Annotated in this window: 20 protein-coding genes; 19 read left to right on the top strand and 1 reads right to left on the bottom strand. The window is 67.0% G+C overall.

Annotation, left to right across the window (positions count from 1 at the left end):
* Nucleotide 1: 1 nt before the first annotated feature.
* The 19 genes from rplX (at nucleotide 2) to truA (ending at nucleotide 11,495) form a co-directional block, all read left to right on the top strand.
* Nucleotides 2-325, top strand: coding sequence for a 50S ribosomal protein L24 (rplX, locus tag AADR41_RS20080; RefSeq protein ID WP_003966949.1), 324 nt, complete (start codon nucleotides 2-4; stop codon nucleotides 323-325).
* Nucleotides 325-882, top strand: coding sequence for a 50S ribosomal protein L5 (rplE, locus tag AADR41_RS20075; protein WP_342282782.1), 558 nt, complete (start codon nucleotides 325-327; stop codon nucleotides 880-882). The genes rplX and rplE overlap by 1 nt, the downstream gene beginning before the upstream one ends.
* Nucleotides 883-884: 2 nt before the next feature.
* A complete protein-coding gene (locus AADR41_RS20070; RefSeq protein WP_003948630.1) occupies nucleotides 885-1,070 on the top strand; it encodes a type Z 30S ribosomal protein S14 in 186 nt (61 codons plus the stop codon).
* A gap of 224 nt (nucleotides 1,071-1,294) precedes the next feature.
* On the top strand, nucleotides 1,295-1,693 hold the full coding sequence (rpsH, locus tag AADR41_RS20065; RefSeq protein ID WP_037688013.1) for a 30S ribosomal protein S8: 399 nt from the start codon (nucleotides 1,295-1,297) through the stop codon (nucleotides 1,691-1,693).
* Between the two features lie 21 nt (nucleotides 1,694-1,714).
* Nucleotides 1,715-2,254 carry a 50S ribosomal protein L6 gene (gene rplF, locus AADR41_RS20060; protein ID WP_266747962.1) on the top strand — a complete coding sequence of 180 codons (540 nt, stop codon included), beginning with the start codon at nucleotides 1,715-1,717 and terminating at the stop codon, nucleotides 2,252-2,254.
* A 2-nt stretch (nucleotides 2,255-2,256) separates the two neighbouring features.
* Nucleotides 2,257-2,640: a 50S ribosomal protein L18 gene (gene rplR, locus AADR41_RS20055; RefSeq protein WP_093540756.1), complete on the top strand. Its 384-nt coding sequence runs from the start codon at nucleotides 2,257-2,259 to the stop codon at nucleotides 2,638-2,640.
* A 46-nt stretch (nucleotides 2,641-2,686) separates the two neighbouring features.
* Nucleotides 2,687-3,292: a 30S ribosomal protein S5 gene (rpsE, locus tag AADR41_RS20050; RefSeq protein WP_072485533.1), complete on the top strand. Its 606-nt coding sequence runs from the start codon at nucleotides 2,687-2,689 to the stop codon at nucleotides 3,290-3,292.
* Nucleotides 3,292-3,474, top strand: a complete 183-nt coding sequence (rpmD, locus tag AADR41_RS20045) for a 50S ribosomal protein L30 (RefSeq protein WP_018550611.1) — start codon at nucleotides 3,292-3,294, stop codon at nucleotides 3,472-3,474. Before rpsE ends, rpmD begins: the two co-directional genes overlap by 1 nt.
* 1 nt (nucleotide 3,475) lies before the next feature.
* Nucleotides 3,476-3,931, top strand: a complete 456-nt coding sequence (gene rplO / locus AADR41_RS20040) for a 50S ribosomal protein L15 (RefSeq protein ID WP_018550610.1) — start codon at nucleotides 3,476-3,478, stop codon at nucleotides 3,929-3,931.
* A 215-nt stretch (nucleotides 3,932-4,146) separates the two neighbouring features.
* Nucleotides 4,147-5,466, top strand: a complete 1,320-nt coding sequence (gene secY / locus AADR41_RS20035; RefSeq protein ID WP_329818620.1) for a preprotein translocase subunit SecY — start codon at nucleotides 4,147-4,149, stop codon at nucleotides 5,464-5,466.
* Nucleotides 5,466-6,122, top strand: a complete 657-nt coding sequence (locus AADR41_RS20030; protein ID WP_266689127.1) for an adenylate kinase — start codon at nucleotides 5,466-5,468, stop codon at nucleotides 6,120-6,122. Before secY ends, AADR41_RS20030 begins: the two co-directional genes overlap by 1 nt.
* Nucleotides 6,123-6,260: 138 nt before the next feature.
* Entirely contained in the window at nucleotides 6,261-7,097 is an 837-nt protein-coding gene (gene map, locus AADR41_RS20025) for a type I methionyl aminopeptidase (protein WP_342282781.1), read from the top strand.
* Between the two features lie 164 nt (nucleotides 7,098-7,261).
* Entirely contained in the window at nucleotides 7,262-7,483 is a 222-nt protein-coding gene (infA, locus tag AADR41_RS20020) for a translation initiation factor IF-1 (protein WP_003956442.1), read from the top strand.
* 60 nt (nucleotides 7,484-7,543) lie between these two features.
* Nucleotides 7,544-7,657, top strand: coding sequence for a 50S ribosomal protein L36 (rpmJ, locus tag AADR41_RS20015; protein ID WP_003956441.1), 114 nt, complete (start codon nucleotides 7,544-7,546; stop codon nucleotides 7,655-7,657).
* Nucleotides 7,658-7,851: 194 nt separating this feature from the next.
* A complete protein-coding gene (rpsM, locus tag AADR41_RS20010; protein ID WP_342282780.1) occupies nucleotides 7,852-8,232 on the top strand; it encodes a 30S ribosomal protein S13 in 381 nt (126 codons plus the stop codon).
* Between the two features lie 105 nt (nucleotides 8,233-8,337).
* Complete coding sequence (gene rpsK / locus AADR41_RS20005; protein WP_003956432.1) at nucleotides 8,338-8,742, top strand: 30S ribosomal protein S11; 405 nt, start codon at nucleotides 8,338-8,340, stop codon at nucleotides 8,740-8,742.
* Between the two features lie 133 nt (nucleotides 8,743-8,875).
* The gene (locus tag AADR41_RS20000) at nucleotides 8,876-9,898 is read left to right on the top strand and encodes a DNA-directed RNA polymerase subunit alpha (protein ID WP_024755423.1); all 1,023 of its coding nucleotides are present in this window, start codon (nucleotides 8,876-8,878) and stop codon (nucleotides 9,896-9,898) included.
* 135 nt (nucleotides 9,899-10,033) lie between these two features.
* The gene (gene rplQ / locus AADR41_RS19995; RefSeq protein ID WP_124716932.1) at nucleotides 10,034-10,534 is read left to right on the top strand and encodes a 50S ribosomal protein L17; all 501 of its coding nucleotides are present in this window, start codon (nucleotides 10,034-10,036) and stop codon (nucleotides 10,532-10,534) included.
* Between the two features lie 106 nt (nucleotides 10,535-10,640).
* Nucleotides 10,641-11,495, top strand: a complete 855-nt coding sequence (gene truA / locus AADR41_RS19990; RefSeq protein WP_259934010.1) for a tRNA pseudouridine(38-40) synthase TruA — start codon at nucleotides 10,641-10,643, stop codon at nucleotides 11,493-11,495.
* 28 nt (nucleotides 11,496-11,523) lie between these two features.
* Here truA and AADR41_RS19985 read toward each other — a convergent pair.
* On the bottom strand, nucleotides 11,524-13,070 hold a 1,547-nt coding region (locus tag AADR41_RS19985), incomplete at its 5' end, for a glycosyltransferase family 2 protein (protein ID WP_342282779.1).

Raw genomic sequence — 13,070 nt, 5'->3', positions numbered from 1 at the left:
CATGAAGATCAAGAAGGGCGACCTGGTTCAGGTCATCACCGGTAAGGACAAGGGCAAGCAGGGCAAGGTCATCGTGGCCTACCCCGCTCAGGACCGCGTCCTCGTCGAGGGTGTCAACCGGGTCAAGAAGCACACCAAGGCCGGCCAGACCGCTCGCGGTTCGCAGACCGGTGGCATCGTCACGACCGAGGCCCCCATCCACGTGAGCAACGTTCAGCTCGTCGTGGAGAAGGACGGCAACAAGGTCGTCACGCGCGTCGGTTACCGCTTCGACGACGAAGGCAACAAGATCCGCGTTGCCAAGCGGACGGGTGAGGACATCTGATGGCTACCACCACCACTCCGCGTCTGAAGACGAAGTACCGCGAGGAAATCTCCGGCAAGCTGCGTGAGGAGTTCTCGTACGAGAACGTCATGCAGGTCCCCGGCCTGGTCAAGATCGTGGTCAACATGGGTGTGGGCGACGCCGCCCGCGACTCCAAGCTGATCGACGGCGCCGTGCGCGACCTCACCACGATCACCGGCCAGAAGCCGGCCGTCACCAAGGCCCGCAAGTCCATCGCGCAGTTCAAGCTGCGCGAGGGTCAGCCGATCGGCTGCCACGTCACCCTCCGCGGTGACCGCATGTGGGAGTTCCTGGACCGTACGCTGTCGCTCGCGCTGCCGCGTATCCGTGACTTCCGTGGTCTGTCGCCGAAGCAGTTCGACGGCCGTGGCAACTACACCTTCGGTCTCACGGAGCAGGTCATGTTCCACGAGATCGACCAGGACAAGATCGACCGGGTCCGGGGCATGGACATCACCGTGGTCACCACGGCGACCAATGACGACGAGGGTCGTGCCCTCCTTCGTCACCTCGGCTTCCCGTTCAAGGAGAACTGACCGTGGCGAAGAAGGCTCTGATCGCTAAGGCCGCCCGTAAGCCGAAGTTCGGCGTTCGCGGGTACACCCGCTGCCAGCGCTGCGGCCGGCCCCACTCCGTCTACCGCAAGTTCGGCCTGTGCCGCGTGTGCCTTCGTGAGATGGCTCACCGTGGCGAGCTGCCGGGCGTGACCAAGAGCTCCTGGTAATTCTCCTTCGCCCTCCGGGCGTTGGGAATTGACGGAAGCTCTCGGTAAGCATCTGGTCGGCAGGAGCCCGCCCTCACATGCCGTAGGCTTGTGGGGTTGGGCGCCTGCCGCCCAAGACCGACTTACTACGCCGTAGGTCCCCGCACCGCACCCGTCCCGCCTATGAGTGGGGAGAGGGATGGCGCATACAGGAAACCCCGGCGAGAGAGGCCGAAGGCCAATTCATGACCATGACTGATCCCATCGCAGACATGCTCACGCGTCTGCGCAACGCGAACTCGGCGTACCACGACTCCGTCGTGATGCCGCACAGCAAGATCAAGTCGCACATCGCGGAGATCCTCCAGCAGGAGGGCTTCATCACCGGCTGGAAGGTCGAGGACGCCGAGGTCGGCAAGAACCTCGTCCTTGAGCTGAAGTTCGGCCCGAACCGCGAGCGCTCGATCGCCGGCATCAAGCGAATCTCGAAGCCGGGTCTGCGTGTATACGCAAAGTCCACCAACCTGCCGAAGGTCCTCGGCGGCCTGGGCGTGGCGATCATCTCCACGTCCCACGGTCTCCTGACCGGCCAGCAGGCCAGCAAGAAGGGCGTAGGTGGGGAAGTCCTCGCCTACGTCTGGTAGTCGGGAACGGAGGAATAGCTCATGTCGCGAATCGGCAAGCTCCCCATCCAGGTTCCCGCCGGTGTGGACGTCACCATCGATGGCCGCACGGTCGCGGTGAAGGGGCCCAAGGGCACCCTCACGCACACCGTCGCGTCGCCGATCGAGGTCACCAAGGGTGAGGACGGCTTCCTCAGCGTCACCCGCCCGAACGACGAGCGTCAGAACAAGGCCCTTCACGGCCTGTCCCGCACGCTGGTGGCGAACATGATCACCGGTGTGACCCAGGGATACACCAAGGCGCTCGAGATCAGTGGTGTCGGTTACCGCGTCCAGGCGAAGGGCTCCAACCTGGAGTTCGCCCTGGGCTACAGCCACCCGATCCTGATCGAGGCCCCGGAGGGCATCACCTTCAAGGTGGAGTCCCCCACGAAGTTCTCCGTCGAGGGCATCGACAAGCAGAAGGTCGGCGAGACCGCGGCCAAGATCCGCAAGCTGCGGAAGCCTGACCCGTACAAGGCCAAGGGCGTCAAGTACGCCGGCGAGGTCATCCGCCGCAAGGTCGGAAAGGCTGGTAAGTAGCCATGGCATACGGCGTGAAGATCGCCAAGGGCGACGCCTACAAGCGTGCCGCCCTCAAGCGTCGCCACATCCGCGTCCGCAAGCACATCTCCGGTTCGCCGGAGCGTCCGCGCTTGGTCGTGACGCGGTCCAACCGCCACATGGTGGCTCAGGTCATCGACGACATCGCGGGCCACACGCTCGCGTCGGCGTCGACCCTGGACGTCTCCATCCGTGGTGGCGAGGGCGACAAGAGCACCCAGGCCAAGCAGGTCGGCGCCCTGGTCGCTGAGCGCGCCAAGGCCGCAGGCGTCGAGGCCGTCGTGTTTGACCGCGGTGGTAACCAGTACGCCGGGCGGATTGCCGCTCTGGCTGACGCCGCCCGTGAAGCCGGTCTGAAGTTCTGAGCCCGGTTCCTACGCACAGCGGACGTAACAGAGAGAGGTAAATCCAATGGCTGGACCCCAGCGCCGCGGAAGCGGTGCCGGTGGCGGCGAGCGGCGGGACCGGAAGGGCCGTGACGGCGGCGCAGCTGCCGCCGAGAAGACCGCGTACGTTGAGCGCGTTGTCGCGATCAACCGCGTCGCCAAGGTTGTGAAGGGTGGTCGTCGCTTCAGCTTCACCGCGCTGGTCGTGGTGGGCGATGGTGACGGCACCGTCGGTGTCGGTTACGGCAAGGCCAAGGAAGTTCCCGCGGCCATCGCCAAGGGTGTCGAGGAAGCCAAGAAGAACTTCTTCAAGGTTCCGCGCATCCAGGGCACCATTCCTCACCCGATCCAGGGCGAGAAGGCTGCGGGCGTCGTCCTGCTGAAGCCTGCTTCCCCCGGTACCGGTGTTATCGCCGGTGGCCCGGTGCGCGCCGTTCTGGAGTGCGCCGGCGTTCACGACATCCTGTCGAAGTCGCTCGGCTCCGACAACGCGATCAACATCGTGCACGCGACCGTGGAGGCCCTCAAGGGCCTGCAGCGTCCCGAGGAGATCGCGGCCCGCCGCGGTCTGCCGCTCGAGGACGTCGCCCCCGCGGCTCTGCTTCGCGCACGTGCGGGAGCGGGTGCGTAATGGCTCGCCTCAAGATCACGCAGACGAAGTCGTACATCGGCAGCAAGCAGAACCACCGCGACACCCTGCGTTCGCTCGGGCTCAAGCGCCTGCACGACGTGGTTGTCAAGGAGGACCGCCCCGAGTTCCGCGGAATGGTGCACACCGTCCGCCACCTCGTGACGGTTGAGGAGGTCGACTGACATGGCGGAGAACAAGCCGCTGAAGGCCCATGACCTCCGGCCCGCCCCGGGCGCCAAGACCGCCAAGACCCGTGTGGGTCGTGGTGAGGCGTCCAAGGGTAAGACCGCCGGTCGTGGCACCAAGGGCACCAAGGCCCGTTACCAGGTTCCGGAGCGCTTCGAGGGTGGGCAGATGCCCCTCCACATGCGTCTCCCGAAGCTCAAGGGCTTCAAGAACCCGTTCCGCACCGAGTACCAGGTCGTGAACCTGGACAAGCTCGCGACGCTCTACCCCGAGGGTGGAGAGGTCACCGTGGCCGACCTGGTCGCCAAGGGTGCGGTGCGCAACAACCACCTCGTCAAGGTCCTCGGACAGGGCGAGATCTCCGTGGCGCTGCAGGTTTCGGTTGACGCCGTCTCCGGCTCCGCCAAGGAGAAGATTGCCGCCGCCGGCGGCACCGTCACCGAGCTCGTCTGAGACAACTCGATGGCCTGAACATCCGACCGGGGATGCCTCTCATATGGGGCATCCCCGGTTGGTCGTTCCTAGGGGGGCATGGTCGCCGGTAAGGTGGCGTGCGTTGTTGTGTGGTACCCCCCTGGGCACCCGCCCCGGGGACTTTGACTTTTACGTATTCGTCGATCCTCAAGACCGTCACCTCTACGCATTGCGCGGGGGTCGCAGGAGGCACCGTGCTCACCGCGTTCGCCCGGGCGTTCAAGACGCCCGACCTGCGCAAGAAGCTGCTCTTCACGCTCGGCATCATCGTGCTCTACCGGCTCGGGGCGCACATCCCGGTACCGGGAGTGAGCTACGAGAACGTCCAGACCTGTGTTGATCAGGCCAGCAAGGGCAACAACAGCCTCTTCGGCCTGGTGAACATGTTCAGCGGTGGTGCACTGCTGCAGATCACGATCTTCGCGCTCGGCATCATGCCGTACATCACGGCCAGCATCATTCTTCAGCTGCTGACCGTGGTCATCCCCCGACTAGAGGCGCTCAAGAAGGAGGGGCAGTCCGGCCAGGCGAAGATCACGCAGTACACGCGTTATCTGACCGTCGCGCTCGCCATCCTCCAGGGCACCGGCCTGGTGGCCACCGCCACCAGTGGCGCGCTCTTCAGCGGCTGCCCGGTCGCCGACCAGATCGTGCCGAACCAGTCGATCTTCACGACCATCGTCATGGTCATCACGATGACCGCGGGCACCGCGGCCGTCATGTGGCTCGGTGAGCTCATCACCGACCGCGGCATCGGCAACGGCATGTCGATCCTGATGTTCATCTCGATCGCCGCCAGCTTCCCCGGCGCCCTGTGGGCCATCAAGACCAGCGGCAAGCTGGCCGACGGCTGGATCGAGTTCGGCACCGTCATCCTGATCGGCTTCGTGATGGTGGGCCTCGTCGTCTTCGTCGAGCAGGCCCAGCGCCGCATTCCGGTGCAGTACGCGAAGCGCATGATCGGCCGCAGGTCGTACGGCGGTACCTCGACGTACATTCCGCTGAAGGTCAATCAGGCGGGTGTGATTCCCGTCATCTTCGCTTCTTCGCTGCTCTACATTCCCGCCCTGATCGTCCAGTTCTCCAACTCCACTGCGGGCTGGGCGACCTGGATCAAGGACAACTTCGTCAAGGGCGACCACCCGTACTACATCACGGCGTACTTCCTGTTGATCGTCTTCTTCGCCTTCTTCTATGTGGCGATTTCGTTCAACCCCGAGGAAGTCGCCGACAACATGAAGAAGTATGGTGGGTTCATCCCGGGTATCCGGGCTGGTCGACCTACTGCCGAGTACCTGAGCTACGTGCTCAACAGGATCACTTGGCCGGGCTCGCTGTACCTGGGTCTGATCGCTCTTGTGCCGACGATGGCGTTGGCAGGCTTCGGTGGAGCCAACCAGAACTTCCCGTTCGGCGGGACGAGCATCCTCATCATCGTGGGTGTGGGTCTGGAGACCGTGAAGCAGATCGAGAGTCAGCTCCAGCAGCGCAATTACGAAGGGTTCCTCCGCTGATGCGAATCGTCCTCGTCGGGCCGCCCGGTGCCGGCAAGGGAACGCAGGCTGCGTACCTTGCCAAGAACCTGTCGATTCCGCAGATCTCCACGGGCGATCTCTTCCGCGCCAACATCAGCCAGGGCACCGACCTTGGCAAGCGGGCCCGCGCCTTCATGGACGCAGGTCAGTTGGTTCCGGACGAGGTCACCATCGGGATGGCCAAGGACCGCATGTCCCAGCCGGACGCCGAGAACGGCTTCCTGCTGGACGGCTTCCCGCGCAACGTGGGTCAGGCCGAGGCTCTTGACGCCATGCTCAAGGACGAGGGCACCAAGCTCGACGCGGTCCTGGACCTGGAGGTCCCCGAGGACGAGGTGGTCAAGCGCATCGCCGGCCGCCGGATCTGCCGGAACGAGGGCTCCCACGTCTTCCACGTGACGTACAACCCGCCGAAGACCGAGGGCGTCTGCGACGTCTGCGGCGGCGAGCTGTACCAGCGGGACGACGACACCGAGGAGACGGTGCGTACCCGGCTGGAGGTCTACCACACGCAGACCGAGCCGATCATCGACTACTACCGGGCCCAGAACCTGGTGGTCACCATCTCCGCGCTCGGCAAGGTCACCGATGTGACCGAGCGGGCGATGGAGGCCCTCAAGTCCGACAAGGGCTGAGTGCAGAACCCCGCAGTACTTGTGCAGTCGGCCGCGGCGTCCATGGGCGCCGCGGCCGACTGTTTGCGCCGTATCGTTGTGTGAGTACGCCGCAGACATCACCGTTCGATGCAGTCCGATGCAGAGAGGCGCCGCGCAATGGTGCAGATCAAGACCCCCGAGCAGATCGCGAAGATGCGCGAGGCGGGGCTGGTGGTCGCTGCCATTCACGCGGCCACCCGCGAGGCGGCGGTGCCCGGCGCCACCACGCTGGACCTGGACCAGGTCGCCCGCAAGGTGATCGCCGACCACGGTGCGAAGTCGAACTTCCTCGGTTACGGCGGGTTCCCCGCGACCATCTGCACCTCGGTCAACGAGGTCGTCGTCCATGGCATCCCGGACGAGAAGACGGTCCTCAAGGACGGGGACATCATCTCCATCGACGCCGGCGCGATCGTCGACGGCTGGCACGGCGACGCCGCGTACACGGCCTTCGTCGGTACCGGTCACGCACCGGAGCTGGTCGAGCTCTCCCGGGTGACCGAGGAGTCCATGTGGGCCGGCATCGCCGCGATGAAGGTGAACAACCGCCTGGTCGACATCTCGAAGGCGATCGAGTCCTACATCCGCCGCCAGCCCCGCCCCGCCACCGGCAAGTACGGGATCATCGAGGACTACGGCGGCCACGGCATCGGCACCGAGATGCACATGGACCCGCACCTGCTGAACTACGTCGCCCGCAAGCGCGGCAAGGGCATCAAGCTGGTCCCCGGCGTCTGCCTGGCCATCGAGCCGATGGTCTCGCTCGGTACGGCGCAGACCGAGGTGCTCCAGGACGACTGGACGGTCATCACGACGGACGGCACCTGGTCCTCCCACTGGGAGCACTCGATCGCCCTCACCGAGCAGGGCCCCCTGGTCCTGACCGCCCCCGACTGCGGCAGGGCGAGGCTGGCGCAGTACGGAATCGAGGCGGCACCGGACCCGCTGGGGTGAGGTGAACCCCCGGTGGAGGTCTAAGGATCTACTCCGGTGGGCAAACTTGACGGATTCGTCTTTTGGGGTCCGCTGACGTAGACTGACTCGTCGGCTGTCGTGCATCAGTGTGTCCGCATGCGATGCCGAAAGTCGATCAAGGTAGCCGATTCGAAAGGCGAAGCGTGGCCAAGAAGCAAGGTGCCATCGAAATTGAGGGCACCGTGATCGAGTCCCTCCCGAACGCCATGTTCAAGGTGGAGCTCCAGAACGGTCACAAGGTCCTCGCGCACATCAGCGGCAAGATGCGGATGCACTACATCCGAATCCTTCCGGATGACCGGGTCGTCGTGGAGCTCTCCCCGTACGACCTGACGCGTGGCCGGATCGTCTACCGCTACAAGTAGATCTTGCCTCCACCTCGCTTCCGCGTGGTGACGGCACTGACCCGGAGAACCTGACATCCCATGAAGGTCAAGCCGAGCGTCAAGAAGATCTGCGACAAGTGCAAGGTGATCCGCCGTCACGGTCGGGTCATGGTCATCTGCGACAACCTGCGCCACAAGCAGCGCCAGGGCTGACGCACGACCCCCTGCATCTCGCAGTACTTCGCGCGACGCACGTAAAACGTACATACGCAGAGTCCGTCCAAGCTTCGGCTGACGACACCTCCGGTGGGGGCCGGGGACCTGGGCGTACCACCTCTCGTCATGAGAGGTCGGCGGTCGGGAGCGGCTCTGCGGAAGACCCCCGAATTAACAACTGGAGCCATTGAATGGCACGCGTTTCAGGTGTTGACATCCCGCGCGAAAAGCGCGTGGAGGTTGCCCTCACCTACGTCTTCGGTATCGGGCGCACCCGGTCCAAGGAGATTCTCGCCACCACTGGCGTGAACCCCAACACCCGCGTTCGCGACCTGGCCGAAGAGGAACTGGTCAAGATCCGCGAGTACGTGGACGCCAACCTCCGCACCGAGGGTGACCTCCGTCGCGAGATCCAGGCCGACATCCGCCGCAAGGTCGAGATCGGCTGCTACCAGGGCCTGCGTCACCGCCGCGGCCTGCCGGTCCACGGCCAGCGCACCAGCACGAACGCTCGTACCCGCAAGGGCCCGCGTCGCGCGATCGCCGGCAAGAAGAAGCCGGGCAAGAAGTAGTCCTCAGCGGACGCACTGCGGGCGTCCGGGCCACCGGTCATCCGCAGCAACCAGCGGTCTTCGCTGTAGGACCGATCACCTCCCCTCTCCATCTGGAGTCAAGACATGCCCCCCAAGGGTCGTCAGGGCGCAGCCAAGAAGGTGCGTCGCAAGGAAAAGAAGAACGTCGCTCACGGCCACGCGCACATCAAGAGCACGTTCAACAACACGATCGTCTCGATCACGGACCCCTCGGGCAACGTGATCTCCTGGGCCTCCGCCGGCCACGTCGGCTTCAAGGGCTCGCGCAAGTCCACCCCCTTCGCCGCGCAGATGGCCGCCGAGTCGGCCGCCCGCCGCGCGCAGGAGCACGGCATGCGCAAGGTTGACGTCTTCGTCAAGGGTCCGGGCTCCGGCCGCGAGACCGCGATCCGTTCGCTCCAGGCCACCGGCCTGGAGGTCGGTTCGATCCAGGACGTCACCCCCACCCCGCACAACGGATGCCGCCCGCCCAAGCGTCGCCGCGTCTGATTTTTTCGGGCTCTGCTCCAGGCAGTAGCTCGTGGGTCCGGGCGGTACGGCCCCTTCGGGGTCGTGCCGCCCGTACCCTTGTCAGTATCTGGGGGCGTCAAATAGTGGGCGCCCACGACTGAAGGAACGCAACATGCTTATCGCTCAGCGTCCGTCGCTGACCGAAGAGGTCGTTGACGAGTTCCGCTCCCGGTTCGTCATCGAGCCGCTGGAGCCGGGCTTCGGTTACACCCTCGGCAACTCTCTTCGCCGCACGCTCCTCTCCTCGATCCCCGGTGCCGCTGTCACCAGCATCCGGATCGACGGTGTCCTGCACGAGTTCACCACCGTGCCGGGCGTCAAGGAGGACGTCACCGACCTCATCCTCAACATCAAGCAGCTGGTCGTCTCCTCGGAGCACGACGAGCCGGTCGTGATGTACCTGCGCAAGCAGGGCCCCGGCCTGGTCACCGCTGCCGACATCGCCCCGCCGGCCGGTGTCGAGGTGCACAACCCGGACCTGGTCCTGGCCACGCTCAACGGCAAGGGCAAGCTGGAGATGGAGCTGACCGTCGAGCGCGGTCGCGGCTACGTCTCCGCCGTCCAGAACAAGCAGGCGGGCCAGGAGATCGGCCGTATCCCGGTCGACTCCATCTACTCGCCGGTGCTCAAGGTCACGTACAAGGTCGAGGCGACCCGTGTCGAGCAGCGCACCGACTTCGACAAGCTGATCGTCGACGTCGAGACCAAGCAGGCCATGCGTCCCCGTGACGCCATGGCTTCGGCCGGCAAGACCCTGGTCGAGCTGTTCGGTCTGGCGCGCGAGCTCAACATCGACGCCGAGGGCATCGACATGGGCCCGTCCCCGACGGACGCCGCGCTCGCCGCCGATCTGGCGCTGCCGATCGAGGAGCTGGAGCTCACGGTCCGTTCGTACAACTGCCTCAAGCGCGAGGGCATCCACTCCGTGGGTGAGCTCGTGGCCCGTTCCGAGGCCGACCTGCTCGACATCCGCAACTTCGGTGCGAAGTCGATCGACGAGGTCAAGGCGAAGCTGGCCGGTATGGGCCTCGCGCTGAAGGACTCGCCTCCCGGCTTCGACCCGACCGCCGCCGCCGACGCCTTCGGCGCCGACGACGACGCGGACGCCGGTTTCGTGGAGACCGAGCAGTACTGAGCCTGTGCCCCGGCGGTCGAGGCGTTGTCCTCGACCGCCGGACGGGCTTGATTCGAGACTTCCGTGCGGCGACCGTCGCACGGGAACTGACACCGGTACCTGATACGGCCGGTGCAGCACACAAGGAGAAAAACCATGCCTCAGCCCGCCAAGGGTGCCCGTCTGGGCGGCAGCGCTGCGCACGAGAAGCTTCTTCTCAACAACCTCGCGAAGTCGCTGTTCGAGCACGGCCGCATCACCACGACCGAGGCCAAGGCCCGCCGCCTGCGTCCGGTCGCCGAGCGTTTCATCACCAAGGCGAAGAAGGGCGACATCCACAACCGTCGCCTGGTGCTGCAGTCGATCACGGACAAGGGCGTCGTCCACACGCTCTTCACCGAGATCGCCCCGCGGTACGAGAACCGCCCCGGTGGTTACACCCGCATCACCAAGATCGGCAACCGTCGTGGCGACAACGCCCCGATGGCGGTCATCGAGCTGGTCGAGGCGCTGACCGTGGCCCAGCAGGCCACCGGTGAGGCCGAGGCCGCGACGAAGCGCGCGGTCAAGGAAGACGCCCTCAAGAAGGACGAGGCTCCGGCCGAGGCCGTCGAGGACGCCAAGCCGGCCGACGACGCCGAGTCGAAGGACGCCTGAGCGTTCTGAGACCACTGGACGGGCCCGCACCACCCTTCGGGGCGGTGCGGGCCCGTTCCGCATGTACCCGCGTGTGCCGCGTGCACCGGTAGAAAAGGACCCATGGGTGAGTGACGAGGTGGAGCCCGGCTTCGTACGGGTGCGGCTGGACCTGGCCTACGACGGCAAGGACTTCTCGGGCTGGGCGAAGCAGACCGCCAGGCGGACCGTCCAGGGTGAGATCGAGGACGCGCTGCGGACCGTGACGCGGTCCTCGCGGACATACGACCTGACCGTCGCCGGCCGGACCGATGCCGGGGTGCACGCCCGGGGCCAGGTCGCGCACGTCGACCTGCCCGACGAGGTGTGGGCCGAGCACGGCGACAAGCTGCTGCGGCGGATGGCCGGACGGATGGCGCCGGACGTGCGGATCTGGCGGATCGCGCCCGCCCCGGAGGGCTTCAACGCGCGGTTCTCGGCGCTGTGGCGCCGCTACGCCTACCGCGTCGCCGACCGTCCCGGCGGGGTGGATCCGCTGTTGCGCGGTCATGTGCTGTGGCACGACCGGCCGTTGGACGTGACCGCCATGAACGAGGCGGCCGCCCGGATGGTCGGCGAGCACGACTTCGCGGCGTACTGCAAGAAGCGCGAGGGCGCGACGACCATCCGTACGCTGCAGAAGCTGAGCTGGGTCCGGGACGGGGCGAGCGGCATCATGACGGCGACCGTGCAGGCGGACGCGTTCTGCCACAACATGGTCCGCGCGCTGATCGGTGCCGCGCTCTTCGTGGGCGACGGGCGCCGCCCCGCCGAGTGGCCCGCCCAGGTGCTCGCGGCCCGCGTCCGTGACCCCGGCGTGCACGTGGTGCGTCCGCACGGCCTGACGCTGGAGGAAGTGGCCTACCCCGCCGACGAGTTGCTGGCCGCCCGTGCCCGGGAAGCGCGCAATGTGCGGACGCTTCCCGGGGGCGGATGCTGCTGAGGGGCGCGGGCCGGCCGGGGCTGGGCCGTCAGCGTCTGCGCACGATCCGGGCGACCCGGCCGAGCAGGCGCGACGTGCGGGGCCGGGGAGCGGCGGCGGCCGGCTTCGGCGGCTCGGGGACGTCGACGCGCAGCGACAGGTCGCGGTGCGGATCGGTCCAGTACGGGGTGATGCGCAGGGCCCGCTCGGTGGGGTGCGCCACGGCGGTGAGCTGTGCGGGGACCTCGGGCGCTCGTACCCTGCCGAGGCGGGCGGACTTGGTCCAGCCGAGCGCGTTGAGGCGTACGGACAGGTCCCAGACGCCCCGGCCGAGCGGTGAACCGGCGACCGCGCGGGCGGGATCCAGCCCGGTGGAGCCGGTCACCTTCAGGCCCCCGTCGCCGCGTACGACGGTGCTCCTTGTGACCATGCGGTACTCGGCGCCGCTGCTGCGCTCCCGCAGGACCAGGACCACGGACGCCTTGTCCGGGGAGGCGCCGCCGGTGAGCGGTTCGGCTGCGAAGCGATCGAGGAGGGGCCGGGGGAGGCCCGTCGGGGCGAGGACGTGCCGGTCCCCGTCGGCGCCGTCGTCGGTGGTGACTCCGACCGGGCCGTCGGCGGCGTGCAGCCGGGCGTCGAAGGCGATGTGCATCGTGCCGTCGTCCTGCCACGACAGTTCGGTGAGGATGGGGCGGCAGGCGATGGAGTTCTCCCACTCGACGATCCGCGCCAGGGAGTCCTGGTCCTCGTCCTCGATCAGGCCGACGGCCACGCGCCGGGAGACCGGAAGGCCCGCAACCGCGGTCTCGGACACCCGGCCGCTCAGCGCCTTGCGGATCTCGTGGAGGGACTCGGTGCGGGCCTCCTCGTCCAGTGCCAGGAACTGTTTGCCGCCGATCCGGTCGAGCACCTCGACGCGCAGCCAGCGCCGGTGCAGCCGGTCGCGTGCCGCTCCGGGACCTGCCAGGGTGTCGGCGGTCTCCAGGAGTGCGGGCAGCGCCGCGTAGAACTCGGCGGCCGGTACGGGGGCGGCGGGCCGCTTCGGGCCGTAGTGGTAGCAGACCTGGCCGCCGAGCACGGAGGCGTGGGCCGCCCGCAGATACGCCTGTGCGGTGAACAGCTGCTCGGACAGCGGGTGCCGGTCCTCCGGGAAACGGAGGGCGTGCTCGGTGAGGAAGGCCCGGTCGAAGAGCTTGTTGGCGGTGAGGCTGTCGGCGAGGGGGTCCTTGGCGAGCGTCGCCCGGGGCCGGTCCCGTACGAAGAGTTCGCGCGGCAGGGCACGGTCCTTGCCGGCGAGCTTGCCCACGACGATGTCGGCGTCGTGCTCCACTCCGTAGTCGTACATCCGCCGCAGCGCCTCGGGGGCGAGACGGTCGCCGGGCTCCATGAACATCACGTACTGGCCGATGGCCGCGTCGATTCCGGTGTTGCGGGACGCGGCGTCGCTCGGCGGGAGCACCTCTCCCTCGCCGTCGCCGACGAGGACGACGTCGATGTCGTGGGCGGGCAGCGTCTGGGCGGTGAGCGAGTCGAGCGTTTCGCGCAGGGACTCCGGCGCGGCCCCACGGGTGGGGACGACGACGCTGACCTTGGGCG

The sequence above is a fragment of the Streptomyces sp. CLV115 genome (assembly GCF_038448545.1).
GTDB classification, from domain to species: domain Bacteria; phylum Actinomycetota; class Actinomycetes; order Streptomycetales; family Streptomycetaceae; genus Streptomyces; species Streptomyces sanglieri.
This window is presented reverse-complemented; position numbering and strand designations above follow the sequence as displayed.